Annotated in this window: 20 protein-coding genes and 1 riboswitch; of the genes, 11 read left to right on the top strand and 9 right to left on the bottom strand. The window is 62.4% G+C overall.

Annotation, left to right across the window (positions count from 1 at the left end; genetic code table 11):
• Window positions 1–114 precede the first annotated feature (114 nt).
• Window positions 115–381, bottom strand: coding sequence for a helix-turn-helix domain-containing protein (locus tag PG897_RS06905; RefSeq protein ID WP_005298604.1), 267 nt, complete (start codon window positions 379–381; stop codon window positions 115–117).
• A gap of 259 nt (window positions 382–640) precedes the next feature.
• Between PG897_RS06905 and PG897_RS06900 the strand changes: the two genes are divergently transcribed.
• From PG897_RS06900 to PG897_RS06885, 4 genes are all read left to right on the top strand, one after another.
• On the top strand, window positions 641–1,237 hold the full coding sequence (locus PG897_RS06900) for a hypothetical protein (protein ID WP_201880463.1): 597 nt from the start codon (window positions 641–643) through the stop codon (window positions 1,235–1,237).
• A gap of 309 nt (window positions 1,238–1,546) precedes the next feature.
• Window positions 1,547–2,581: an OmpA family protein gene (locus tag PG897_RS06895; RefSeq protein ID WP_017766527.1), complete on the top strand. Its 1,035-nt coding sequence runs from the start codon at window positions 1,547–1,549 to the stop codon at window positions 2,579–2,581.
• 431 nt (window positions 2,582–3,012) lie between these two features.
• Window positions 3,013–4,014 carry a porin OmpA gene (gene ompA / locus PG897_RS06890; RefSeq protein ID WP_005298595.1) on the top strand — a complete coding sequence of 334 codons (1,002 nt, stop codon included), beginning with the start codon at window positions 3,013–3,015 and terminating at the stop codon, window positions 4,012–4,014.
• Between the two features lie 217 nt (window positions 4,015–4,231).
• Window positions 4,232–5,293 (top strand): OmpA family protein, encoded by a 1,062-nt coding sequence (locus PG897_RS06885; protein ID WP_201880461.1) that lies wholly within the window; start codon window positions 4,232–4,234, stop codon window positions 5,291–5,293.
• 129 nt (window positions 5,294–5,422) lie between these two features.
• Here the strand turns inward: PG897_RS06885 and PG897_RS06880 are convergent, their stop codons facing one another.
• Together PG897_RS06880 and PG897_RS06875 are read right to left on the bottom strand one after the other, a co-directional pair.
• Window positions 5,423–7,117: an NAD-dependent malic enzyme gene (locus tag PG897_RS06880; protein WP_025202055.1), complete on the bottom strand. Its 1,695-nt coding sequence runs from the start codon at window positions 7,115–7,117 to the stop codon at window positions 5,423–5,425.
• 68 nt (window positions 7,118–7,185) lie between these two features.
• The gene (locus PG897_RS06875) at window positions 7,186–8,043 is read right to left on the bottom strand and encodes a helix-turn-helix transcriptional regulator (protein ID WP_162518775.1); all 858 of its coding nucleotides are present in this window, start codon (window positions 8,041–8,043) and stop codon (window positions 7,186–7,188) included.
• A 120-nt stretch (window positions 8,044–8,163) separates the two neighbouring features.
• On the opposite strand from PG897_RS06875, the gene PG897_RS06870 reads away from it, so the two are divergent.
• Window positions 8,164–9,543 carry an MATE family efflux transporter gene (locus PG897_RS06870; protein ID WP_201880459.1) on the top strand — a complete coding sequence of 460 codons (1,380 nt, stop codon included), beginning with the start codon at window positions 8,164–8,166 and terminating at the stop codon, window positions 9,541–9,543.
• 139 nt (window positions 9,544–9,682) lie between these two features.
• Window positions 9,683–9,931, top strand: a complete 249-nt coding sequence (locus tag PG897_RS06865; RefSeq protein ID WP_005298586.1) for a YciN family protein — start codon at window positions 9,683–9,685, stop codon at window positions 9,929–9,931.
• Window positions 9,932–9,965: 34 nt separating this feature from the next.
• Here PG897_RS06865 and PG897_RS06860 read toward each other — a convergent pair whose 3' ends face one another.
• Complete coding sequence (locus tag PG897_RS06860) at window positions 9,966–11,105, bottom strand: GGDEF domain-containing protein (RefSeq protein WP_201880457.1); 1,140 nt, start codon at window positions 11,103–11,105, stop codon at window positions 9,966–9,968.
• A 246-nt stretch (window positions 11,106–11,351) separates the two neighbouring features.
• On the opposite strand from PG897_RS06860, the gene PG897_RS06855 reads away from it, so the two are divergent.
• Both PG897_RS06855 and PG897_RS06850 read left to right on the top strand, forming a co-directional pair.
• The gene (locus PG897_RS06855) at window positions 11,352–12,749 is read left to right on the top strand and encodes a nucleobase:cation symporter-2 family protein (protein WP_117404490.1); all 1,398 of its coding nucleotides are present in this window, start codon (window positions 11,352–11,354) and stop codon (window positions 12,747–12,749) included.
• A gap of 99 nt (window positions 12,750–12,848) precedes the next feature.
• Window positions 12,849–13,550 (top strand): lipoyl protein ligase domain-containing protein, encoded by a 702-nt coding sequence (locus PG897_RS06850; protein ID WP_201880456.1) that lies wholly within the window; start codon window positions 12,849–12,851, stop codon window positions 13,548–13,550.
• A gap of 108 nt (window positions 13,551–13,658) precedes the next feature.
• Here the strand turns inward: PG897_RS06850 and PG897_RS06845 are convergent, their stop codons facing one another.
• A complete protein-coding gene (locus PG897_RS06845; RefSeq protein WP_005298574.1) occupies window positions 13,659–15,035 on the bottom strand; it encodes an alanine/glycine:cation symporter family protein in 1,377 nt (458 codons plus the stop codon).
• 250 nt (window positions 15,036–15,285) lie between these two features.
• Window positions 15,286–15,396: riboswitch (glycine riboswitch) on the bottom strand.
• Between the two features lie 508 nt (window positions 15,397–15,904).
• On the opposite strand from PG897_RS06845, the gene PG897_RS06840 reads away from it, so the two are divergent.
• Complete coding sequence (locus PG897_RS06840; protein WP_017788538.1) at window positions 15,905–17,056, top strand: type III PLP-dependent enzyme; 1,152 nt, start codon at window positions 15,905–15,907, stop codon at window positions 17,054–17,056.
• Between the two features lie 67 nt (window positions 17,057–17,123).
• On the opposite strand, the gene PG897_RS06835 is transcribed toward PG897_RS06840, so the two are convergent.
• Window positions 17,124–18,092: a calcium/sodium antiporter gene (locus tag PG897_RS06835; RefSeq protein WP_005298570.1), complete on the bottom strand. Its 969-nt coding sequence runs from the start codon at window positions 18,090–18,092 to the stop codon at window positions 17,124–17,126.
• Between the two features lie 124 nt (window positions 18,093–18,216).
• Window positions 18,217–18,690 (bottom strand): peroxiredoxin, encoded by a 474-nt coding sequence (locus PG897_RS06830; protein ID WP_017780615.1) that lies wholly within the window; start codon window positions 18,688–18,690, stop codon window positions 18,217–18,219.
• Between the two features lie 126 nt (window positions 18,691–18,816).
• On the opposite strand from PG897_RS06830, the gene PG897_RS06825 reads away from it, so the two are divergent.
• Entirely contained in the window at window positions 18,817–19,743 is a 927-nt protein-coding gene (locus PG897_RS06825; protein ID WP_201880452.1) for a phenylacetate--CoA ligase family protein, read from the top strand.
• A 63-nt stretch (window positions 19,744–19,806) separates the two neighbouring features.
• On the opposite strand, the gene yfcD is transcribed toward PG897_RS06825, so the two are convergent.
• Entirely contained in the window at window positions 19,807–20,310 is a 504-nt protein-coding gene (gene yfcD / locus PG897_RS06820) for an NUDIX hydrolase YfcD (RefSeq protein WP_017783488.1), read from the bottom strand.
• A gap of 172 nt (window positions 20,311–20,482) precedes the next feature.
• On the opposite strand from yfcD, the gene PG897_RS06815 reads away from it, so the two are divergent.
• A complete protein-coding gene (locus PG897_RS06815) occupies window positions 20,483–20,698 on the top strand; it encodes a DUF1107 domain-containing protein (protein WP_005298562.1) in 216 nt (71 codons plus the stop codon).
• Between the two features lie 105 nt (window positions 20,699–20,803).
• Here the strand turns inward: PG897_RS06815 and PG897_RS06810 are convergent, their stop codons facing one another.
• The gene (locus PG897_RS06810) at window positions 20,804–21,547 is read right to left on the bottom strand and encodes an amino acid ABC transporter ATP-binding protein (protein WP_005298561.1); all 744 of its coding nucleotides are present in this window, start codon (window positions 21,545–21,547) and stop codon (window positions 20,804–20,806) included.
• Window positions 21,548–21,554 lie beyond the last annotated feature (7 nt).

The raw sequence follows: 21,554 nt of genomic DNA, 5'->3' as shown, positions 1-21,554 counted from the left end.
TCGTGAAAAGCCTTGGTGAGAGCACAATTAGCCAAATTTAATTAAATTAATTGGATATATGATGGATAAAAAATGCCGCCTCGAGGGCGGCATTTTTGTCAGGGCTCAATCATCTCAAGCCTTGGCAATATCGTCCGGGCCGATCTGGCCAATCTCGGCGACTTTCTTGTCAGCCAGCAGCCAGAGGGTGAACTTGTGCAGTTCCGGGTGGTGAGCCAGGGCCACCAGGAAGGCGCCACCAACTTCACGATAACCCAGCTCATAGTTCTTCAGGGTGGTCGGGGGAACGCCCAGCAGATCAGCAAACTTGGGACGGCTCAGGCCGACTGCTTCACGGATCTGACGGATCTTCTTACCAACAGTTACGATATTTGAATTCATATTGTTCCATACTCCGTACGGCGGATTGACTCCACCTTTATTTTTCGCGACGACTCGTAGTCAAGTGTATCAGTTTTGAACGGACTCGTTATGGTCGAGTCTCTATCTTTAATCAGCGTCTTTCGACGACAACCCTTGCAAACATCGGGGATGGTAATCGCTCAACCGCCTCAGGTAAACAGTCTCGAAAAGAAACCTTTATTGTTGCCACAGGAATTACTCGTATAATCCGCGGGCTATCCCTTAAGAGTAAGAACCCATGGCACTTCCCGGCATAATCTCCTGTTTACACCCGGTATCCTCCCCCGCAGAACTCAGTCGCCAATTGCAGCAGGGCCAGCAGACACGCGCCGAAGCCTTCTGGTTGCCCGCCGCCCTGCACGATCAGGCGGCAGCAGTTTTGGCTGCGCTGGATGACAAGAGCAGCCTGTTTCTCGACCAGCCCGTTGCCGGACTTTCCCTGCGCAGCCACGATGGTGTCATGCAGGAAGCGGGAACCCTGCTGCTTGGCAATGGCCAGCAGCTGACACTGGCCAGCACAAGAGGGGATGGCGGTCTGGTCCCCACCAGCGCGCTTGCCGAGATGGCCGACTGGCTCGAGGCGGGCCACCGCCACTTTTGCTGTTCAGCTGCAGTACAGCCTGTGGCCCGGGCCATCCTCAATATCTGGCCCCTGGATCCCTACCTGGCCCGGCATTTTTTGGTCAGTTTTACACCCTTACTGTGCGAAGCAACCGAGGCCGATTATCTGGCGGTGTTCCAGGCGAGGGAATCTCCCGCCATGGCGCAATCTGACTGGGTTCAGGCCTATATGAAACTCGAAAAGAGACTGCACAGATCCTATTTGGATCACTAATTAATCTGGATAAACAGCCAGTTACCCACACGACACAATCTGCCATATGGATTATGTGTGAGCTTGATCATGTTTTGAATTAGGCATAGAGTGCGCCACGTCATCGGAATGACACCGGCTGTTCGTGAAGGGGTGAACCATTGTTTTTGCAATGTCCCCCGCTCGCTAGTGCACCAGGAATGCGAGCCTCCCGGAAGGAACCGGGATCCCTGCCAGACTCAACGCTGTTGTTCGGCAGAGCCTGCAGCTTACATAAATTAAAAAGTGCGAAGCACGTGAACAACGTGCCATCTCAACGAGGATTTTTTTATGATGAAAATGGCTCCTTCCCTGATCGCCATCGCCATGGCTGCCATGGGTGCAACTGCCGCTCACGCCGCTGACGACATCTACTTCGGTGCCGGTGCCGGTGCTGCCCACTTCAACGGTCTGAACAAGATCGGTGGTGGCGGTTACGCTGGTACTGAAGACGCTGCTGCTGCCAACGCCTTCGTCGGTTACAACTTCACCGAAAACTTCGGTACCGAATTCGGCTACCAGTACGCTGGCCGCGGCAACACCGACGGTCTGCGTTACGAGAACCAGGGTGCCACCCTGTCCGGTATCGCTCGTCTGCCGCTGGGCGGCGACTTCTCTGCTTTCGCTGAAGGCGGCGCCTACTGGGCTCACACCGACGGTCTGGGCACCAGCGACACCAAAGTATCCCCGCTGGCTGGCCTGGGCGTGACCTACAAGGTCAACGACGCGCTGGATCTGCAAGCTCGCTACCGCTACATGTGGGACGTGGCCGACCTGCACGCAGGCGACGCCCCGGACGACGTACGCTACAAGTCCAACCAGAGCGTTGCGACCCTGGAAGCCGTATACCACCCGTTCCGTACTTCCTACGTAGCTCCGGCTCCGGCTCCGGTTGTTGAAGAAGCCCCGGCCCCGGCTCCGCAGGTAGTTGAGAAGAACTTCGCCCTGAACTCCGACGTGCTGTTCGCCTTCGGCAAAGACAGCCTGAAGCCGGAAGGCGTTGCTGCCCTGAACGCTCTGTACCAGCAGATCGTTGAGTTCCAGCCGAAAGATGGCAACGCTGTTGTCGTTGGTTACACCGACCGTATCGGTTCCGACGCCTACAACCAGAAGCTGTCTGAAGCCCGTGCCCGCACCGTTGCCAACTTCCTGGTCAGCAAGGGTATGGCTGCCAGCAAGGTTGCCATCGAAGGCCGCGGCGAAGCCAACCCGGTTACCGGCACCAAGTGCAACGGCGTGAAAGCCAAAGCTCAGCTGATCTCCTGCCTGGCTCCGGACCGTCGCGTAGAAGTTCGCGTATCTGGCGTACAAGAAGTTCAGAAGTAATCTGACTTAGTTCAGATAATGCGAAAAGGGGATGCCACGGCATCCCCTTTTGTTTGCCCGCCGCCTGTTTTTGAGCAAAAACACAGCAACCAGCGTCACTTCCTGTCAAATCGTTTCCCCCGGCTTCCTTCTCCATAATCACCGCAGCGCCGCGCCAGTGCTGGATATCTGTACAGAAACTTGATCCGTGCGAGTCAAAAGAATACAGTAAACCCGCTTGTAAGGTATTGGATGAACTATTAAAAGTGCATTCGGCCCGGTTAGTTGTCCATGAAGCCAAGGCTTCGTGAGTATCCAGGAACCATCTCTTTTTTCATTCAGACCAACCGTGGTTCACCATGGAGGTCGCAGTGAGACTGTCATCTGCGGCCGGTATAACTGAAAGAGTGCGCAGTACGCCCTAGCACGGCAAACTCAACGAGGATAAAACGATGAAAATGAAAATGGCACCCACCCTGATTGCTCTGGCCATCGCAGCCATGGGCACCACCACAGCTCAAGCCTCCAACGACTGGTACACAGGTATGGGCGCAGGTTGGGCTTATGGTCACGATCTGGACGACTTCGGCAAAGACGCAGACAAGGACGCCACCGCGCTCTCCCTGTTCGGCGGCTACAACTTCAACGAGAACTTCGGCGCCGAGCTGGGTTACCTCTATGCCGGCAAAGGCGGCGTTGACGGCGTTGACTTCAAGACCCAGGGCGCGACCCTGTCCGGTCTGGCCCGTCTGCCGCTCGGCGACATCTTCTCCGTGTTTGCAGAAGGCGGTGCCTACTTCAACCACGTCAACGGCAACGGCAGCAGCGACAACGGCACAGCCCCGCTGGCCGGTCTGGGCGTGACCGCCAAGCTCTCCGACCTGCTCGATCTGCAAGCCCGCTACCGCTACATGTGGAACCTGGGTGACGAGCAGAAGACCTGGGAAACCGACATGAGCGTGGCCACCCTGGAGCTGGTGATGCACCCGAACCGCACCACCTATGTGGCCCCTGTGCCCGCCCCGGCACCCGAGCCCGTTCCTGAGCCGGTGATGGTCGACAAGAACTTCTCTCTGAGCTCGGACGTGCTGTTTGCCTTCGGCAAATCCACTCTGAAGCCGGAAGGTGTGGCCGCCCTGAACACCCTGTATCAGCAGATCGTCGACGTACAACCCAAAGATGGCAGCGCCGTGGTCGTCGGTTACACCGACCGCATCGGCTCCGAAGCCTACAACCTGAAGCTGTCCGAAGCCCGTGCCCGCACCGTGGCCGACTTCCTGGTCGGCAAGGGTCTGCCGGCTGGCAAGGTCTCCATCGAGGGTCAAGGCAAGGCCAACCCGGTCACCGGTACCCAGTGCAACGGCATCAAGGCCAAGGCTCAGCTGATCTCCTGCCTGGCGCCGGATCGTCGCGTTGAAGTGCGCGTCACCGGTGTACAGCAAGTTCAACAGTAAGTCGTCAGCCCGCTGACCATGAAGGAGGCCATCAGGCCTCCTTTTTATTCCCCTCGCCAGGCCCGCCATCCTAGTCCGCTTTTGTGCGCATTTCTGTGCACATTTCCTGCCAACCTGCCCCGTCAGCTGGTTAAACGCTCTGCATCACCTATAAATAGTGGTGGTTGTACTCAACAGGGCTTGCGCCCTACTACACCAGCATCGACGAGGATACGCGATGAACATAAAAGTAAAACCGGTTTGGATTGCATTGGCATTGGCGGCCACGGGTGCCCAGGCGGCGCCGGACAACGACTGGTACGCCGGGGTGGGTGGCGGCTGGGCCATCGCTCACGATCTGGGTGACTTTGGCAAGGATGCGAGCAAGGACGCCACCGCGCTCTCCCTGTTCGGCGGCTACAACTTCACCGAGAACCTGGGGGGTGAGCTGGGTTACCTGTCGACCGGCAACTGGGATGTGCAGGGCAATGACTTCAGCAGCCAGGGCGCCACCCTGTCGGTGATTGGGCGGCTGCCGCTGGGGGATATCTTCTCGGTGTTCGCCGAGGGGGGCGGTTACCTCTACCACGTCAAGTCCGTCAACGGCGGTGACAACAACCTGGCTCCGCTGGCCGGTCTCGGCCTCACCGCCAAGCTGCACGACTGGGTCGACATCCAGGCCCGCTACCGCTATCTGGTCCGGGTCGGCGACGATCCTGACAACGACAAGGTGGGCAGCGGTACCCAGCGCTGGGTCAGCGACATCAGCACCGCCACCCTGGAGCTGGTGATCCACCCCAACCGCAGCAAACCGGTAGAGCCGGCCCCAGCGCCCATGGTCGTTCCCCCGCCACCGCCCGCCCCCGAGCCGGTAGACCAGACCTTCAACCTGAGCTCGGACGTGCTGTTTGCGTTCGGCAAGGCGGATCTCAAGCCGGAGGGGATGCAGGCACTCGACTCGCTCTACCAGCAGATCGTCGACGTCCAGCCCAAGGATGGCAGTGCCGTGGTGATGGGTTACACCGACCGCATCGGGTCGGATGCCAACAACCAGAGGCTGTCGGAGGCCCGCGCCAGCACGGTCGCCAACTTCCTGATCGGCAAGGGGCTGCCCGCCGACAAGGTGAGCATCCAGGGCAATGGCGAGAGCAATCCGGTCACCGGCAGCCAGTGTGATGCCATCAAGGCCAAAGCCGCCCTCATCGACTGCCTGGCCCCGGATCGCCGGGTGGAAGTGCGGGTCACCGGTACCCAGGGGAGCGCCGAGCCCGCCGCGCCGGAGATGCCAGCAGAGCAGTGAACCCGGCCGAACAGAGGACCGGACGTGTGACCAGGTGCAGATGACAGCGCGCCGGCCAGCGCGCCCGCCACGCCATGCACAAAAAAGGGATGCCGAGGCATCCCTTTTGCTTTGCGCCTTTGCGCAGGATCAGAAGGAGGTGCGGCGATAACGGCGGTACTCTGGGCGCCAGAAGTTCGCCTCGATGGCCTGATCGATCACCTCGTCCGGAGTCTGCACCGCCTTGCCCTGCAGCATGGCGGTCTTGGCCACCATCTTGGCGATGTAGCGGGAAACCTCATGAATGTCCGCCAGATCCGGCAGCAAGGAGCCCTCCTCCCCCTTCACCAGCGGTGAGCACTCGGCGAGCGCGCGGCTGGCCGACATCAGCATGGCATCGGTCACCCGGGTGGCACCGGCGGCGATCACGCCAAGGCCTATCCCCGGGAAGATGAAGGAGTTGTTGCACTGGGCTATGGCGTAGCGCTTGCCCTTGTACTCCACCGGTGCAAACGGGCTGCCGGTGGCCACCAGCGCCTGACCGTCAGTCCAACGGATGAGGTCGGCCGGGGTGGCTTCCACCCGGGAGGTGGGGTTGGAGAGCGGGAAGATGATGGGACGGGCACAGTGCTTGTGCATGGTCTTGACCACCTCTTCGGTGAACAGCCCCGGCTGGCCGGAGACCCCGATCAGGATGTCAGGGCGGCCGTGCTCCATCACCTCCAGCAGGGAGATGTTGTCCCCCACCGGCCAGTCGGCGATGCGCTCCACCGGCTGGGAGAGGCGGCGCTGGAAGTCGAGCTGGTTGGGGATCTTGTCGGTGATGAGACCGAATCTGTCCACCATGAAGACCCGGCTGCGCGCCTGGGCATCGGTCAGCCCCTCGGCTTTCATCTGCGCCACTATCTGTTCGGCGATGCCGCAACCGGCGCTGCCCGCGCCGAGGAAGGCGACCCGCTTCTCGGAGAGCTTGGCGCCGGAGGCCTTGCAGGCGGCGATGAGGCTGCCGAGGGTCACAGCGGCGGTGCCCTGAATGTCATCGTTGAAGCAGCAGAGCTCGTTCTTGTAGCGATTGAGCAGCGGCATGGCGTTGTTCTGGGCGAAATCCTCGAACTGCAGCAGGATGTCGGGCCAGCGGCGCTTGACCGCCTGAATGAAGGCGTCGACGAACTCGGCATACTCTTCGCCCGAGATGCGCGGATTGCGCCAGCCCATGTAGAAGGGGTCGTTCAGCAGCTGCTGGTTGTTGGTGCCCACGTCCAGCACCACCGGCAGGCAATAAGCTGGCGAGATGCCACCGCAGGCGGTGTAGAGCGACAGCTTGCCGATGGGAATGCCCATGCCGCCGATGCCTTGGTCACCCAGACCCAGGATCCGCTCGCCGTCGGTGACCACGATCACCTTGACGTTCTGCTTGGTGGCGTTTTGCAGCATGTCATCGATCCTGTCCTTGTCCGGATAGGAGATGAACAGGCCGCGGGCGCGGCGATAGATGTTGGAGAACTCCTCGCACGCCTTGCCGACCGTCGGGGTGTAGATGACCGGCAGCATCTCGGTCAGGTGGTTGGTCAGCAGCCGGTAGAAGAGCGTCTCGTTGGTGTCCTGGATGTTGCGCAGGTAGATGTGCTTATCCATGTCGTTGCCAAACGCCATGAACTGACGGTAGGCCCGCTCGGCCTGCTCTTCGATGGTCTCGATATTCTGGGGCAGCAGGCCTTCGAGGTTGAAGTTGCTGCGCTCTTCGCTGGTGAAGGCGCTGCCCTTGTTGAGCAGCGGGGTCTCCAGCAGGGCCGGACCGGCATAGGGAATGTAGAGGGGACGTTTCTGGTTATTATCTTCAAACATGGATCGGGTACCTAAACGATGACCTGGACGAAGGAGTCCGCCGATCCTATGGGCTTGCGCCGTTAATTTCAAAGAGTTTGCACATCCGTTGCAAAAGGTTTGCGACCCAGGCGACGAAAGGCGCCAGGGGTCAGACCAGTGAGCCGGCGAAAGCGGTTGGCAAAGTTGGCGCCGTCGCTGTAACCGACCCGGCCGGCCAGCTCGCCCAGCGGCCAGTTGGTATAGAGCAGCAGCTGGCGCGCCTTGTTCATACGAAGCTCGGTTAGCCAGGCCATGGGGCTCATGCCGAACACCTGCCGGCAGAGCCGGTGCAGGTGGGGCACCGAGCAGGCCATCTGGTCGGCCAGCAAGGCCACGCTCCAGGGCTCGTCGAGGCGTGCCTCCACCCGTCGAAACAACGCCTGTAACCGGAGCTCGGGGGTGCCGCGCACCTCCCCCTGCAGGGTACGCTCCAGGAGCGCCAGCAGCAGGCTCAGCAGCTGGGGCTGCAGCGGTGAACGCACCCCCTCCCCCTGCATCAGGCTAAGCAGATGATAGAGCGGCTCCCCCTCCTCCCCCTGCCAGATGCGGTGACCGAGCCGGTGCAGGTGCTGCCAGCGCGGCACGTCATCCAGCAGGATCCAGCTGGTGCGCCACTGCGCCCCCACCAGCTTGAGGCCGCCCGGCACTGCCGCCGGCAAGAAGATGAGCGAACCGGCCGGGATGGGCCGCTCGCCGTCATCGGTGAGCAGGGCGCCCCCCTCGTCGTGGCTCACCATCAGGATGTGGAACTCAGGCCGGTTACGGCGGATCAGGTAGTGATCGCGGATGTGCGAGAGCCCGGTCAGGAAGATGCCCGCCTCGCCGAGCAGTGGCAGCCCTTCTCGCCCCAGCATCCGCTCCTCGCAAGCCGGGGCGATTTCCAGACACTCGCTGACAAACGGCATAGCACCTCAACAGGATAGTTTTGCACAAGAAAGCCGAGAGAGGCTCACAGTGAAGCCACCCGCCACTCCCCCTATCATACCCATGACAAACCTTGCTTTTTAGCTACCCGGTTAACATAAATGAATTATTGGCAAGCGATTTTAAAACAAATCACCGATCGTGAGTTCATGACCCGATTGTGGCGGCTGGCCCTGCCGGTCTCGCTGCAATCCATGATGTTCTCCCTGCTCGGTCTCATCGACATCATGATGGTGAGCCAGCTTGGCACCACGGCTGTGGCGGCGGTCGGCTTGGGTAACCGGGTCTTCTTCTTCAATCTGCTGGTGATAGCGGGGCTCTCGGGCGGGGTCTCGGTATTGGCGGCACAATATTACGGTCGCGGCGAGATGGCCGGGGTGCGCCGCTCGCTGGCGCTGGCGCTGGTGGGCGCCCTGGCGGTGAGCCTGCCGTTTGCCCTCGTCTACCTGCTCTCACCTGGCAGCGTGCTCGGCTTTGCCAGCCAGGAGCCCGCGCTGCGCGAGCTGGCGGACGAGTTTTTGATGATCACCGGCGCCACCATCCTCTGCACCGCCGTGGTGGTGCCGCTGGAGTCGGCGCTGCGCTCGGTCGGCAATGCCGCCGCCCCCACCCGCATCGGCATCATCGCCATCATCGCCAACGTCATCCTCAACTACGCCCTCATCTTCGGTCATTTCGGCTTCGAGGCGATGGGGGTGGCCGGCTCGGCATGGGGTACCACGATTTCGCGGCTGCTGCAGACTGCACTGCTGCTGTGCTATGTGTGGCGCATCGAATCCCGTCTTATCCCGCGTAAGCAAGACTGGCTGGCCGCCTTCAAGCGCAAGGAGGTGGTGCGCTTCACCCTGATCGCCCTGCCGCTCCTGTTCCATGACGGGCTCTGGGCCTTCGGCATGCTGCTCTACGGCTTTCTTTACGCCCACCTTGGCACCGACTCGCTGGCCATCATGACTACCCTCGGCACGCTGGAGAGCATCCTCATCTCCCTCTTCTTCGGGTTGGCGGTGGCCTGCTCCACCTTGCTCGGCCACCGGCTCGGGGCGGAGGAGTACGAGGTCGCCTGGCAGCACTCCCAGCTCTTCCTGCTGCTTGCCCCCATCGGTGCCCTGCTGGTAGGGATCGCGGTCTGGCAGCTGCAGACCCACCTGCTGCAGTGGGTCGGCAACCTGCCGGGCGAGCTGATGACAGAGGCCGGCCAGGTGCTCGCCATCCTGTGTCTGGGGATGCTGCTCAAGGTGTTCAACATGGTGGGCATCGTCGGGGTGCTGCGCTCAGGCGGGGACGTCAACTACAGCATCTTCATCGACATCGTCGGCATGTGGTGCATCGGCCTGCCGCTCGCCTGGGGGGCGGTCAACCTGCTCGGCTGGTCCCTCTCCTGGGTGGTGGCGGTGATCCTGCTGGAGGAGCTCAGCAAGATGCTGCTGGTGCAGCGCCGCATCCGCCAGCGCCGCTGGCTGCGCAATCTGGTGCTGGGATAAGGGAAGAGAGCAAAGCGGGAAAATGCGGGGTCATATCAATGACAGAAAATCCCCGTTTGCAGTATGCTGGCCCCCTCTTCAATCAGAGGCAGGGCCGACCCTTATGCCCCCTGCCCAGTAGTCGTTTAAGGAGACGAGCATGCAACCACAAAAAGAGCTGATCACCGAGACTGCCCTGCTGGAGATGGCCAACAAGATCATCAAGGAACACGAAGACTTCATCCACGGCATGCGTGCCGATTCGGTGGAGCAGAAGGGGGAGATCCTGGTGTTCAAGGGGGAGTTCTTCCTGGCCGAAGATGGTACCCCGACCGGCAAGACCATGGCGGTGTTCAACATGTTCAAGCTGCTGGCCCAGCAGCTCTCCGGCAAGTACCAGCTGGGCTGAGCCCCCCCAACCCCGCTCAAGCAAGATGCCGCCCTCAGGCGGCATCTGTCTGTATGGCGGCAGGCTGTGCCGGCTTGCCACCCGGCTCCCCCACCACGCAGTTGCGCCCGGCCATCTTGGCCATGTAGAGGCACTCGTCGGCCCGATTGAGCAGATCCTCCACCCCTTCGCCGAGCAGGGCCAGGGTCAGGCCGATACTCACCGTCACCTCCAGCAGCTCATCGGAGGTGGGGCTCTTCACCAGCCGCGCCTCCACCGCCACCCGCAGCCGTTCGGCCACCCGCTTGGCCTGGGCCAGCTCGGCGCAGTCGGGCAGCAGGATGGCAAACTCCTCGCCGCCGTAGCGGCCCAGCACCATGCCGGGCTCCAGCTGCTCCGCCAGGGTCGCCGCCACCTCCTTGAGCACCGCATCCCCCGCCAGATGGCCGAAGGTGTCGTTGATGCGCTTGAAGCGATCCAGATCCAGCAGCAGCACCGCAAACGGCACCTGCTTGCGTACCATGTTCATCCTCGCCTTCTCCAGCTGCTTCATCAGCAGGCGGCGGTTCATCATGCCGGTCAACTCGTCGGTGGTGGACTCCCGATAGAGCTGCAGCAGCATGTTGAGCTGGCCGCACTGCACCCAGCTGCTGGCCAGGGCAAACAGCCCCAGCAGCCAGATCTGGTTGAGGGTCTGCACACTCCAGAGCGGCTGCCCCACCAGCAGCCAGTTGCCGGCCAGCATGGTGACCAGAATGCCCCCCGCCAGCTGCAGGCCGAGGGAGAGCGGAATGGGGAAGATGGCGAACAGACTGATGAGCAGGTAGGGGAAGGCCATGTAGCCCGCCTGAAGCTCCTGATCCGCGCCGAAGCTGTGCAGGCAGATGAGGGAAAAGAGCATCATCACCGCCATCAGGTAGCCAAGCGCCAGCTTCATGCGTTCGCGTTTGAAATGGATGAGGTAGGAGAAGGGGATGAGCGGGGAGAGGGCGAGCAGGCAGAAGATCCGGGCCTGAAACAGTTCATCGAACTGGGCGGCAGGCAAGGTCAGCCAGTCCACCACCGCCCAGGCGGGCAGGCCCACCATCAGCAGACAGGTGAGCAGCCGAAGACGCACCGTCATAAAGCCCATGCGGGTCAGGGTAAAATCTTCGGAGTGGGCACGGGCACTCCAGAACTCCGACAGCTTCAGCATCCAGAGCCTCCAAATCGCAACAGAGGCCTCATTCTACGCCGTGCGGCGGCAAAATCCTATGCAACCCGGGCCATTTACGGGCGAGCGCCGTCACACAAACCGGCGGATCATAATCGCCGCGCGCAAACGTTTCAACCCATGGGAAAATAAAGCCGTTTCCAGCCGAATTAGCGCTGGTCAGCCCGTTCTCAATCACTAAAATAGCGCCCAATTTTCTCCCCCCTCCCCCACACATTCGAGGTATTTATGGAACAGGCTGCCGCCGTACGCGCAACCCGAGAGGCCCATCCACCCAGAAGAGCCCACAGCGAACTGGTCTACGGCATAGAGGATGTCCCGCCCCTGCCCCAGACCCTGTTCGCCGCCCTGCAGCATATGCTCGCCATGTTTGTCGCCATCATCACCCCGCCCCTCATCATCGCCAATGCCCTCGGCCTCCCTGCCGCCGACACCCGCTATATCGTCTCCATGTCGCTGGTCATGTCCGGCATCGCCTCCTTCATCCAGACCCGCCGCTTCGGCCCCCTCGGTTCCGGCCTGCTCTCGGTGCAGGGCACCAGCTTCAACTTCCTCGGCCCCATCATCGCCTCCGGCCTCGCCCTCAAGCAGGCGGCCATGCCCACCGAGGCGCTGCTGGGCACCCTGTTCGGCACCATGCTGGCGGCGGCCCTCACCATCGTGGTGATGAGCCGCTTCCTGCACCTGGTCAAACGGATCATCACCCCGCTGGTGACCGGCATCGTCGTGCTGCTGATCGGCCTGACCCTGATCAAGGTGGGCCTCATCAGCATGGGGGGCGGCTACGGCGCCCTGTCGGACGGCAGCTTCGCCAGCCACACCAACCTCTTCCTCTCCCTGCTGGTGCTCGGCCTCATCGTGCTGCTGCAGCGCAGCCGCAATCCCTGGTTGCGCCTCTCCGCCATCATGATCGCCATGCTGGTGGGCTATACGGTGGCGCTGCTGCTGGGCAAGGTCAACGCCCCCACCTTCGACGGCCCGCTGCTGATGGTGCCTGTTCCGCTCCACTACGGGCTCGGCTTTGACTGGCAGCTGTTCGTGCCGCTCGCCATCATCTTCGTGGTGACGGCGCTCGAGGCCATCGGCGACATGACCGCCACCTCCGACATCTCCGGCGAGCCGCTGGAAGGGCCCGTCTACATGGAGCGGATCAAGGGCGGCGTGCTGGCCGATGGCGCCAACTCCATGCTGGCGGCGGTGTTCTCCACCTTCCCCATGTCCACCTTCGCCCAGAACAACGGCGTCATCCAGCTGACCGGGGTGGCCAGCCGCCACGTTGGCCTCTTCATCGCCGCCATGCTGGCCCTGCTCGGCCTGTTCCCGGCGGTGGCGAGCCTGGTACAGCAGATCCCCGAACCCGTGCTGGGCGGCGCCACCATCGTCATGTTCGGCACCATCGCCGCCGCCGGCGTGCGCATCATCTCCCGCGAGGAGCTCGACCGCCGCGCCCTGATGATCCTGGCGGTGTCGCTGGCCATGGGCCTCGGGGTCGCCCAGGTGCCGGAAGTGCTGCAGCACCTGCCGGATCTGGCCAAGAGCGTGCTCTCCTACGGCGTCGCCACCGGCGGCCTCACCGCCATCATCATGAACCTGCTGCTGCCCAAGCGCGCCACCGCACAGGCCTGACACTCCGCCATCCTTGCACCAAAGCCCCGCCATGCGGGGCTTTACCTTGCCAGCCGCCACGGGTAGTGTGCTGGGCAGCCTCTGCTCAGGATGCCTTTCATGCCCTATACCCTGCTTCCCTCCCTGCCCAGCAACCACACCCCGGATCAGATCCTGACCGAGGAGCAGCGCTGGCTGCGAGAGTGTGCCCATGACCGCCAGCCCCGCGCCCACCTCTGGCAGGCGCCCCAATGCCTCATCGTCACCCGCAAGGACACCCGCTTGCCCCGCTACCAGGCCGCCTGCGAGCAGCTTGCCGCCGAGGGCTGGCCCGTGCACGTGCGCGACAGCGGCGGCACCGCCGTGCCCCACGGCGCCGGCATCCTCAATCTGTCGCTCATGCTGCCTCGCACCACCACGGATCTCGCTCACTACTACCGGCTGCTAGGGGCACCGCTGCTCGCCCTGCTGGGGGAATACGGTCTCGCAGGCAGCTATGACTTCGTGCCCGGCTCGTTTTGCGACGGCCAGTACAATCTGGTGATCGGGGGTCGCAAGGTGACCGGCACCGCCCAGCGCTGGCTGGCGCCGGGTCAGGATCACCACGGCGCTGTGCTGGCCCAGGCCATGCTGCTGGTGGCCGGCGACGTGGACGAAGGCACCCGGATGGCGAGCCGCTTCTACGAGCTGGCGGGTGGCGAGCTGCGCTTTATCCCGGGCACCTCCACCACCATCGCGCAAGCCATAAACTGGCAAGGGCGCGAGGGCGAGCTGGTGGAGAGGGTGAAAGCCCGGCTCACCGCGCTGCTGACCCAGGAGTGAGCACAGGCCCTGCTGCCGGGCACAGCAGCCTGCTCCCCTCATAAAAGCGCCCATAAAAAAAGCCACGACCCGGGTCGTGGCTTTTCGTTTGAATGCAGTGTCGTGGCATCAGGCCGTCTGTGGCTCGGGCTCGGACTCCGTATCGCTGTCCCGACTGAAGTAGGCGCGGGTCTCGGCAATCACCACGTGGCGCAGGCCGATAAGGCCGATGAGGTTGGGCACCGCCATCAGGCCGTTGACGATGTCGGCCAAGAGCCAAATCATGTCCAGATGCAGGAAGGCGCCGCACGCCACCAGCACCAGGTAGACCAGGCGGTAGGGCTTGATCGCCTTCACCCCGAACAGATACTCGGTGCAGCGCTCGCCGTAGTAGTTCCAGCCAAGGATGGTGGTAAAAGCGAAGAACAGGAGGCCAATGCTCACCAGATACTGGCCGACATGGGCATCGAGCCCCTGGGCAAAGGCCAGACTGGTCATGGCCGCGCCGCTCGCATCGCCGCTCCACACCCCGGTCACCACCAGGGTCAAACCGGTCATGGTGCAGATGATGATGGTGTCGATGAAGGTGCCGGTCATGGAGACCAGCCCCTGCTCCACGCACGAATCGGTCTTGGCCGCCGCCGCAGCGATGGGGGCAGAACCCAGTCCCGACTCGTTGGAGAAGACGCCGCGCGCCACCCCGGACTGGATTGCCAGCATGATGCCGGCGCCGACGAAGCCGCCGGTGGCCGCATGGCCGGTGAAGGCGCTCTGCAGCACCAGCGCCACTGCATCCGGCAGGGCGGCGGCGTTGCTCACCAGCACGCCGAGGCAGGCAACGATGTAGAAGATGGCCATGAAGGGCACCACCTTGCTCGACACGCTGGAGATGGACTTGATCCCCCCCAGGGTCACCAGTGCCACGATCAGGGTCAGCAGCACGGCGGTCACTTCACGGGGCACCGAGAAGGAGAGGCTCATGGCGTCACTGATGGCGTTGACCTGGGGGAAGGTGCCGATGCCGAAGAAGGCGACGCCGATGCCGAACAGGGCGAACAGCTTGGCCAGCACCTTGGAACCGAGCCCCTTCTCCAGGTAGTACATGGGGCCACCCGCCATCTGGCCGTTGGCGTCCTGCTGGCGATATTTCACCGCCAGCAGGCACTCGGCGTACTTGGTGGCCATGCCAAACAGGGCGGCCATCCACATCCAGAACAGGGCGCCCGGGCCGCCCAGCTTGATGGCGGTGGCGACCCCGACGATGTTGCCGGTGCCTATGGTGGCGGAGAGGGCGGTGCAGAGCGCGCCGAAGCTGGAGACATCTCCCTGCTTGCCCTGACCCTGATCGCGGCCAAAAACCAGTCGCAGGGCGAGCGGCAAACGCACGACCTGAAGCAGACCCAGACGCAGGGTGAGATAGACGCCGGTCCCGACCAGCAGGATCAGCAGGGGTGGCCCCCAGATAAAGCTATCGATGGCGGCGAGCGCCGATTGAATTGATGACATGCATCCTCCTTAAGAAACAGAAATTAAGGAGGAGAAGGATGATCTTCCCATAGGTGTCGCGATCGGCCAGAGGCGATCGGATGCAGGCAAAAAACGTGTTCACACTCTTGCTGCGAGGTCGTGATCAAGGCTCATGCGCTGCTCGAAAGCCTCATGTATTCACATACACTCCGGTTCCTGCGCTGCTCTTTACCTTGCTGACGACCTCTCGTTACAGACCGTGAACAGTTTCAAGCTCAGGTACAACCATCCCATCCCCTCTGTCCTTTTGCCTGAGAGTTTCCGGCGCCAGATTGCGATGCAATCACGGTGCCTTGCTCCTTCGGCGCCCGATTCAACGGGTCTCTCCAGAGTATCGTCCAGTAGCAGTCCACACCGGTTGCCCGGTACCTGAAAGATTCACTTCTTCGGTGGATGGTTGCCCATCGCTCTCCTGCTACCTTCATCCGAACTAGTTTGGATTAGGAAGCGGGCATGGTAATCCAAAAAGTGTGAGCTGTCTCCCACTCGCGCCCCCTCGCCGCCGATTTTTTTCGATCCCGGCCAGGCGGAGGCTAAATGTTATTTGTTCGTTAACTATCAATATCTTAGACCACGTAGCCTGTACAGCCTGCCGCTCGCTAGTCGAAACATGGGCCATATCAAGATGATCTTTCGTCTCGACCAGAAAAACTTGCCGACATATCCAATCAAAAGGGTTGCACACAAACGCAATAAGCCGATAATCCCGCGCATAACTAAGCACTTTGCAAGGAGGTTATGCAGTGTGCCTGGTTGGTCCCCCCGGACCGCTCGCCTGAGCCGGCCGTCGCCGGTTCAATCGCATATGGCTTGGGCATATCACGCCCCCTAAGGATGACCAAAAGAGAATGAACGAGACCCTGGTAGCACAAGATTACCGTCAGCTGGTTGAACAATTCGGCTCCCCCCTGCTGCTGCTCGACAAGGCAGCCGTCCGCAAACAGTATCGGGCCCTGGCCGCCGCCCTGCCCGATGTACGATTGCACTATGCACTCAAGCCCCTGCCCCACGAGGCAGTGGTCTCTGTCTTGAAGGAAGAGGGGGCCTGTTTCGATCTGGCCACCAATGGCGAAGTGGATCTGGTGCGCAGTCAGGGTGTCCGCCCGGGGCGCTGCATTCATACCCATCCCATCAAGCGCGACAGCGATATCCGCTATGCGCTGGAGTACGGCTGCACCGTGTTTGTCTACGACAACCCGCTGGAGCTGGAGAAGTTCCTCCCCTACAAGGACGAGGTGAAACTGCTACTGCGGGTGAGCTTCCCCAATCCCGAGACCAAGGTCGATCTCTCCAAGAAGTTCGGCTGCACTCCGGAGCAGGCGCTGCCCCTGCTGCAGCTGGCCCATGCCAAGGGGATCAAGGTAATGGGGCTGTCGTTCCACGTCGGCTCCCAGGTGCCCCATGCCCGTCGCCACGTACAGGCCATCGACGCCTGCCGCGAGATCATGGAGCAGGCCTGGGAGCTCGGCCTCAAGCCCTGGGTGCTGGACATCGGCGGCGGCTTCCCGGTGGATTATGAGGGCGGCGAGTTCGACATCGACGGCTTCTGCGCGCCGATCCGCGAGGCGCTGGCCAAGCTGCCGGCTACCGTGCAGAAGATTGCCGAGCCGGGCCGCTTCATCAGCGCGCCGGCCATGACCTCGGTATCCAGCGTGATGGGCAAGGCCCATCGCGGCGACAAGATCTGGTACTACCTGGATGACGGTCTCTACGGCAGCTACAACGGCCAGCTCTATGACCACGTCACCTACCCGGTGAGCACCCCGCTGGCTCGCGGCGAGCTGCACAACTCTGTGCTCTCAGGCCCGACCTGCGACAGCGTGGACGTGATCCGCGACGGCATCATGCTGCCGGATCTGGCCATCGGCGAGCTGGTGGTGGGCCGGGTGATGGGGGCCTATACCTGGGCATCGGCCTCCACCTTCAACTTCTTCCCCAAGGCAAACATCCTCATTCTGGACAGCGGCCAGAAAGGGCAGAAGATGGTTGCCGTGGCCTGACAGGCCTGCGCCAAAAAAGAAGGGGGAAGCCGATGCTTCCCCCTTCTTGTTATGGTCTGGCGAATCGTCAGATAAACTGGCTGGTCAGCAGCCAGCCGGTGTAGGCGACGAAACAGGCGAGCAGCACGCCCCCCTCCAGCCGGTTGATGCGCCCCTGCCCCTTGCGGCCCAGGCACATCACCAGCAGCAACAGGGTCAACCCCATCATCAGGCTCCAGTCGCGGGAGAGCACCTCAGGTGCCACGTCCAGCGGGTGAATGCCGGCCGCGATGCCCACCACCGCCAGGGTGTTGAACAGGTTGGAGCCGAGCACGTTGCCAAGAGCCAGATCATGCTCGTTCTTGCGAATGGCAATGAGGGAGGAGGCCAGCTCCGGCAGCGAGGTGCCGATGGCGACTATGGTGAGACCAATCACCAGATCGCTGATGCCAAAGCCCTGGGCTATGGTCACCGCCCCCCACACCAGCAGACGGGAGGCACCGATCAGCAGCACCAGCCCGACCACCAGCCAGAACAGGGCCAGCTTGAGGGACATGCCCTCGCTGTCGATGCTCTCCTCGGTCTCCGCATCCAGCGCATCCCCCTTGCCGCGCATGCCGGCCCAGATAGACCAGCCCATCAGCGCCAGGAACACCACGCCGAGGATCGCGGCGTCCGTGCGATCCAGGCGACCATCCAGCAAGAGGGCGCCGGAGAGCAGGGTGATGCCGAGCAGGATGGGGATCTCCTTGCGCACCACCTGGGAAGCCACGGCGATGGGGCTGATCAGGGCCGTCAAGCCGAGAATAAGGGCGATATTGGTGATGTTGGAGCCATAGGCATTGCCGAGCGCCAGCCCGGGATTGCCCTGGGAGGCCGCCAGCGCGGAGACCACCATTTCAGGGGCCGAAGTACCAAAACCGATGATCACCATGCCGATGAGCAGCGGCGGCATACCGGCATAACGGGCGGTGGCGGCGGCACCGTCCACGAACTTGTCGGCACTCCAGACCAGCAACGCCAGTCCGGCAATCAGGGCAACAAAAGCCAGGGTCATATTTTTCTATCTCATCCACGGCAAACACGAGAGCCAGGCAACTTGCCTGGCTCCATCCAAACGCGGCAACAGTGTAACGGGCCGCCTTGCTATTTCAAGATGAAATCAAACGGCGATTAATCTTTCACAGCGCCGCCAGCAGACTCTCTGCATCCGACACCTCGAACTTGCCCGGCGCCTCCACGAAGAGCCGCTCCACCACGCCGTCATTGGCGATGAGGGCAAAGCGCTGGGCGCGCACGCCGCCAAAGGCGCCGGTCTCCTTGGCCAGCCCCAGGGCCCGGGTCCAGCTGCCGTCACCGTCCGCCAGCATGGTGATGGCAGCAGCGTTCTGGGCATCCTGCCACGCCTTCATCACGAAGGCGTCGTTGACCGACAGGCAGCAGATGGCATCCACCCCTTTGGCCTTGAACTGGTCCGCCAGCACCACGTATCCCGGCAGATGGGCGTTGGAACAGGTGGGGGTAAAGGCGCCGGGCACCGCAAACAGCACCACCCGCTTGCCGGCAAACAGGCTGTGGCTATCCCGCTGCTGTTTCCCCTCTGGGGTGATGAAGGTGAATTCGCCCGCAGGCAGGGTCTGACCCGTCGCAATCATTGTGCTCATCCTTAAGTGGAGGGAAGGAGCCCCAGTCTACCCCACGGCCGCGCTGTGACACAGGCCCCCCTTTACCGGGATCATTTGAACTAACCTTGAGCAGGATCAGCCGACCAAGGAGGCCTCATGCAGCACTATTACGATGGACTGGAAATTCGCCCCTCCCCCCTGCGCGAGCAGCAGCAGCTGGATCAGCTCAACCACCTGCTTGCCCATGTCGGCCAGTATTGTACCGGTTACTCCAGCGTCTATCGCCAGCGCCGCCTGCAGGATCTGGGGGAGTTGGCCAGCCTGCCCCTGCTCAATGCCGGCGAGCTGTTCGCCGCCCAGCAGGCCCACCCGCCCTTTGCCGGCCTCACCGGCCGCCCCGCCAGCCAGGCGCTGCGGGTGTTTGCCTGCCCCAGCCAGCTGGCCATTCCCGAATATGCCGGGGCCGACTGGTGGGGGGCTGCGCGGGCCCTGTTCGCCGCCGGTTTCAAGGCCGGGGAGGTGCTGCTCAACGGCCACGACTACCACATCAGCCCCACCGCCTTCATCTTCGACAACGGCGCCCGTCAGCTGGGGAGCCCGGTGGTACCCTGCGGCCCCCACGATACCCGCCGCCAGCTGGAGGCGTTGCAGCGCTTTGAGCCGACCGGCTTCGTCGGACCGCTGGCGGTGCTGCTGGACCTGCTGGAGGCGGCAGAGCGGGCCGAGGTGCCGAGCGACAGCCTGCGCTGCGCCCTGCTATGCGAATCGTCCCACCCCGACACCCGGCCGCTGCAGGCGGTGCACGGCATCCGCGCGCTCAACTGCCTGCTGCTGCAGGATGCCGGGGTGATAGCCTACGAGAGCCAGCCCGGCCAGGGGTTCATCGTCAACGAGAACTGTCTGGTCGAAATCATCGATCTGGCCAGCGGCGAGCCGGTCATCGGCGACACCGTCGGCCAGCTGGTGGTGACCCGGCTCGATCTGGAATACCCGCTGCTGCGCCTGGTGACCGAGTGGCAGGGCCACTGGCTCGCCGGTGCCAGCCCCTGCGGGCGCACCAACCGGCGGCTCAGGCTGGTATGAGGTTCCATCCGTCCAGAAACAGAACGGGCAGCCACTGGCTGCCCGTTCTGCATGCAACGCTGCTCAGCGCCGCGCCTGCCAGGTGGCGATGGCGAGCAAAGAGTCGGGGGTGAATTCGGCAGCCCGCGCGGCTATCTCCGCCTGGCTCATCCAGCACACCTCGCTCACCTCTTCGGCCTGCAGCCGCAGCGGCCCCTGATAGTGGCAGCTATAGAGGCCGCCCCAGACCCGGTAGCCCTCCCCTTCGGCATAGAAGGTGCCAAAGCCCTGCAGCGGCACCCCTTCGATGCCCAGCTCCTCGGCCAGTTCGCGGCGGGCGGAGGGTTCCATCTGCTCGCCCGTGGTGACCACGCCGCCGGCGCAGGCGTCCAGCATGCCGGGGCAGAAATCCTTGCTGAGGGTACGCCGCTGCACCAGGATCCGGTCAGCCTCGTCGAGCACCAGGATATAGCTGGCGCGGTGGCAGAGGTTCTCTCGCCGCACCTTGGCCCGCTCGGCCACGCCGATCACCCGGTTCTCTCCATCCACCACATCCACCCACTCCACACGCAGACCCTTCTGATTCATCCAAGTGACCGCAGTATATCGGGGTAACGGCTTGTCATGGCAGCCTTTTTTCAATTCCCTCTCGGCCGGCCACCGACGGCAATCCGGATTCATACAAATCTCCATAAATTGTCACATCCGTGTCACCTGACGAGGCCATAGTGTGCCCTGTCCACACAACAGGTGTTTTGTGATGAAGGTGTTCAAGAACTTGTCTCCCCGCCAGATTGCCCGCTACATCAAGAGCTTCCATCACGGCAGCTTCATGGTGGAGACCCACGGGCGGTTCGAGTTCAGCGGCGGCGAGATCAATCTGGAGAGCCTGACCTGCCGTCAGACCCTGAGTCTGGCCCGGCAGATCAATCTGGAGGTTCGCGGCCTGCGCCACACCACCCTGCTGTTGGGGTAACTTCCATAGTCCTTTCTGTTTTGTAGTCTGCGTCCATGCTTTTACTACTTGCCCGCCGCTCACCAGAGTGCGGGCTTTTTTATGGACGACATCCCCCCATGCGGCTCAATGCTGCAGGATCTGGGAGAGGAACAGCTTGGTCCGATCCGACTGGGGGTTGTCGAAGAACTGATCCGGCACGTTCTCCTCGATGATCTGTCCCCGGTCCATGAAGATCACCCGATCCGCCACCTGCTTGGCAAACCCCATCTCATGGGTGACGCAGAGCATGGTCATCCCCTCGTGTGCCAGCTCCACCATGACGTCCAGCACCTCACGCACCATCTCGGGATCCAGCGCCGAGGTGGGTTCGTCAAACAGCATCACCTGGGGGTTCATGCAGAGACTGCGGGCGATGGCGACTCGCTGCTGCTGGCCGCCGGAGAGCTGACCCGGATACTTCAGGGCCTGCTCCGGGATCCGCACCCGACGCAGGAAGTTCATGGCGATCTCTTCGGCCTCCCTGCGCGGCAACTGCTTGACCCAGATGGGCGCCAGGCAGCAGTTCTCCAGTACGGTCAGGTGGGGGAAGAGGTTGAAGTGCTGGAACACCATGCCCACCTCCCGGCGTACCGCCTCGATGTTCTTGAGATCCGAGGTCAGGGCCGTGCCCTTGACCAGGATGTCCCCGCTCTGGTGCTCCTCCAGCCGGTTGATGCAGCGGATCATGGTGGACTTGCCAGAGCCCGATGGTCCGCAGATGACGATCTTCTCCCCTCTGCCCACCTGCAGGTTGATGTTGCGCAGCACGTGAAATTCACCGTACCACTTGTTGACTGCTTTCAGTTCGACGACAGCGTCCGTTTTCATCTCGAAA

This window comes from Aeromonas sp. QDB20 (assembly GCF_027707805.1).
Classification (GTDB): Bacteria; Pseudomonadota; Gammaproteobacteria; order Enterobacterales; family Aeromonadaceae; genus Aeromonas; species Aeromonas dhakensis.
Note: the sequence above shows the minus strand (reverse complement) of the source record. Positions and strands in the feature narration are given on the sequence as shown.

What these genes read in the sequence shown, in the direction of transcription:
- PG897_RS06905 (WP_005298604.1), bottom strand. Translation starts at nt 381, where the DNA reads ATGAATTCAAATATCGTAACTGTTGGTAAGAAGATCCGTCAGATCCGT.
- PG897_RS06900 (WP_201880463.1), top strand. Translation starts at nt 641, where the DNA reads ATGGCACTTCCCGGCATAATCTCCTGTTTACACCCGGTATCCTCCCCC.
- PG897_RS06895 (WP_017766527.1), top strand. Translation starts at nt 1,547, where the DNA reads ATGATGAAAATGGCTCCTTCCCTGATCGCCATCGCCATGGCTGCCATG.
- ompA (WP_005298595.1), top strand. Translation starts at nt 3,013, where the DNA reads ATGAAAATGAAAATGGCACCCACCCTGATTGCTCTGGCCATCGCAGCC.
- PG897_RS06885 (WP_201880461.1), top strand. Translation starts at nt 4,232, where the DNA reads ATGAACATAAAAGTAAAACCGGTTTGGATTGCATTGGCATTGGCGGCC.
- PG897_RS06880 (WP_025202055.1), bottom strand. Translation starts at nt 7,117, where the DNA reads ATGTTTGAAGATAATAACCAGAAACGTCCCCTCTACATTCCCTATGCC.
- PG897_RS06875 (WP_162518775.1), bottom strand. Translation starts at nt 8,043, where the DNA reads ATGCCGTTTGTCAGCGAGTGTCTGGAAATCGCCCCGGCTTGCGAGGAG.
- PG897_RS06870 (WP_201880459.1), top strand. Translation starts at nt 8,164, where the DNA reads ATGAATTATTGGCAAGCGATTTTAAAACAAATCACCGATCGTGAGTTC.
- PG897_RS06865 (WP_005298586.1), top strand. Translation starts at nt 9,683, where the DNA reads ATGCAACCACAAAAAGAGCTGATCACCGAGACTGCCCTGCTGGAGATG.
- PG897_RS06860 (WP_201880457.1), bottom strand. Translation starts at nt 11,105, where the DNA reads ATGCTGAAGCTGTCGGAGTTCTGGAGTGCCCGTGCCCACTCCGAAGAT.
- PG897_RS06855 (WP_117404490.1), top strand. Translation starts at nt 11,352, where the DNA reads ATGGAACAGGCTGCCGCCGTACGCGCAACCCGAGAGGCCCATCCACCC.
- PG897_RS06850 (WP_201880456.1), top strand. Translation starts at nt 12,849, where the DNA reads ATGCCCTATACCCTGCTTCCCTCCCTGCCCAGCAACCACACCCCGGAT.
- PG897_RS06845 (WP_005298574.1), bottom strand. Translation starts at nt 15,035, where the DNA reads ATGTCATCAATTCAATCGGCGCTCGCCGCCATCGATAGCTTTATCTGG.
- PG897_RS06840 (WP_017788538.1), top strand. Translation starts at nt 15,905, where the DNA reads ATGAACGAGACCCTGGTAGCACAAGATTACCGTCAGCTGGTTGAACAA.
- PG897_RS06835 (WP_005298570.1), bottom strand. Translation starts at nt 18,092, where the DNA reads ATGACCCTGGCTTTTGTTGCCCTGATTGCCGGACTGGCGTTGCTGGTC.
- PG897_RS06830 (WP_017780615.1), bottom strand. Translation starts at nt 18,690, where the DNA reads ATGATTGCGACGGGTCAGACCCTGCCTGCGGGCGAATTCACCTTCATC.
- PG897_RS06825 (WP_201880452.1), top strand. Translation starts at nt 18,817, where the DNA reads ATGCAGCACTATTACGATGGACTGGAAATTCGCCCCTCCCCCCTGCGC.
- yfcD (WP_017783488.1), bottom strand. Translation starts at nt 20,310, where the DNA reads ATGAATCAGAAGGGTCTGCGTGTGGAGTGGGTGGATGTGGTGGATGGA.
- PG897_RS06815 (WP_005298562.1), top strand. Translation starts at nt 20,483, where the DNA reads ATGAAGGTGTTCAAGAACTTGTCTCCCCGCCAGATTGCCCGCTACATC.
- PG897_RS06810 (WP_005298561.1), bottom strand. Translation starts at nt 21,547, where the DNA reads ATGAAAACGGACGCTGTCGTCGAACTGAAAGCAGTCAACAAGTGGTAC.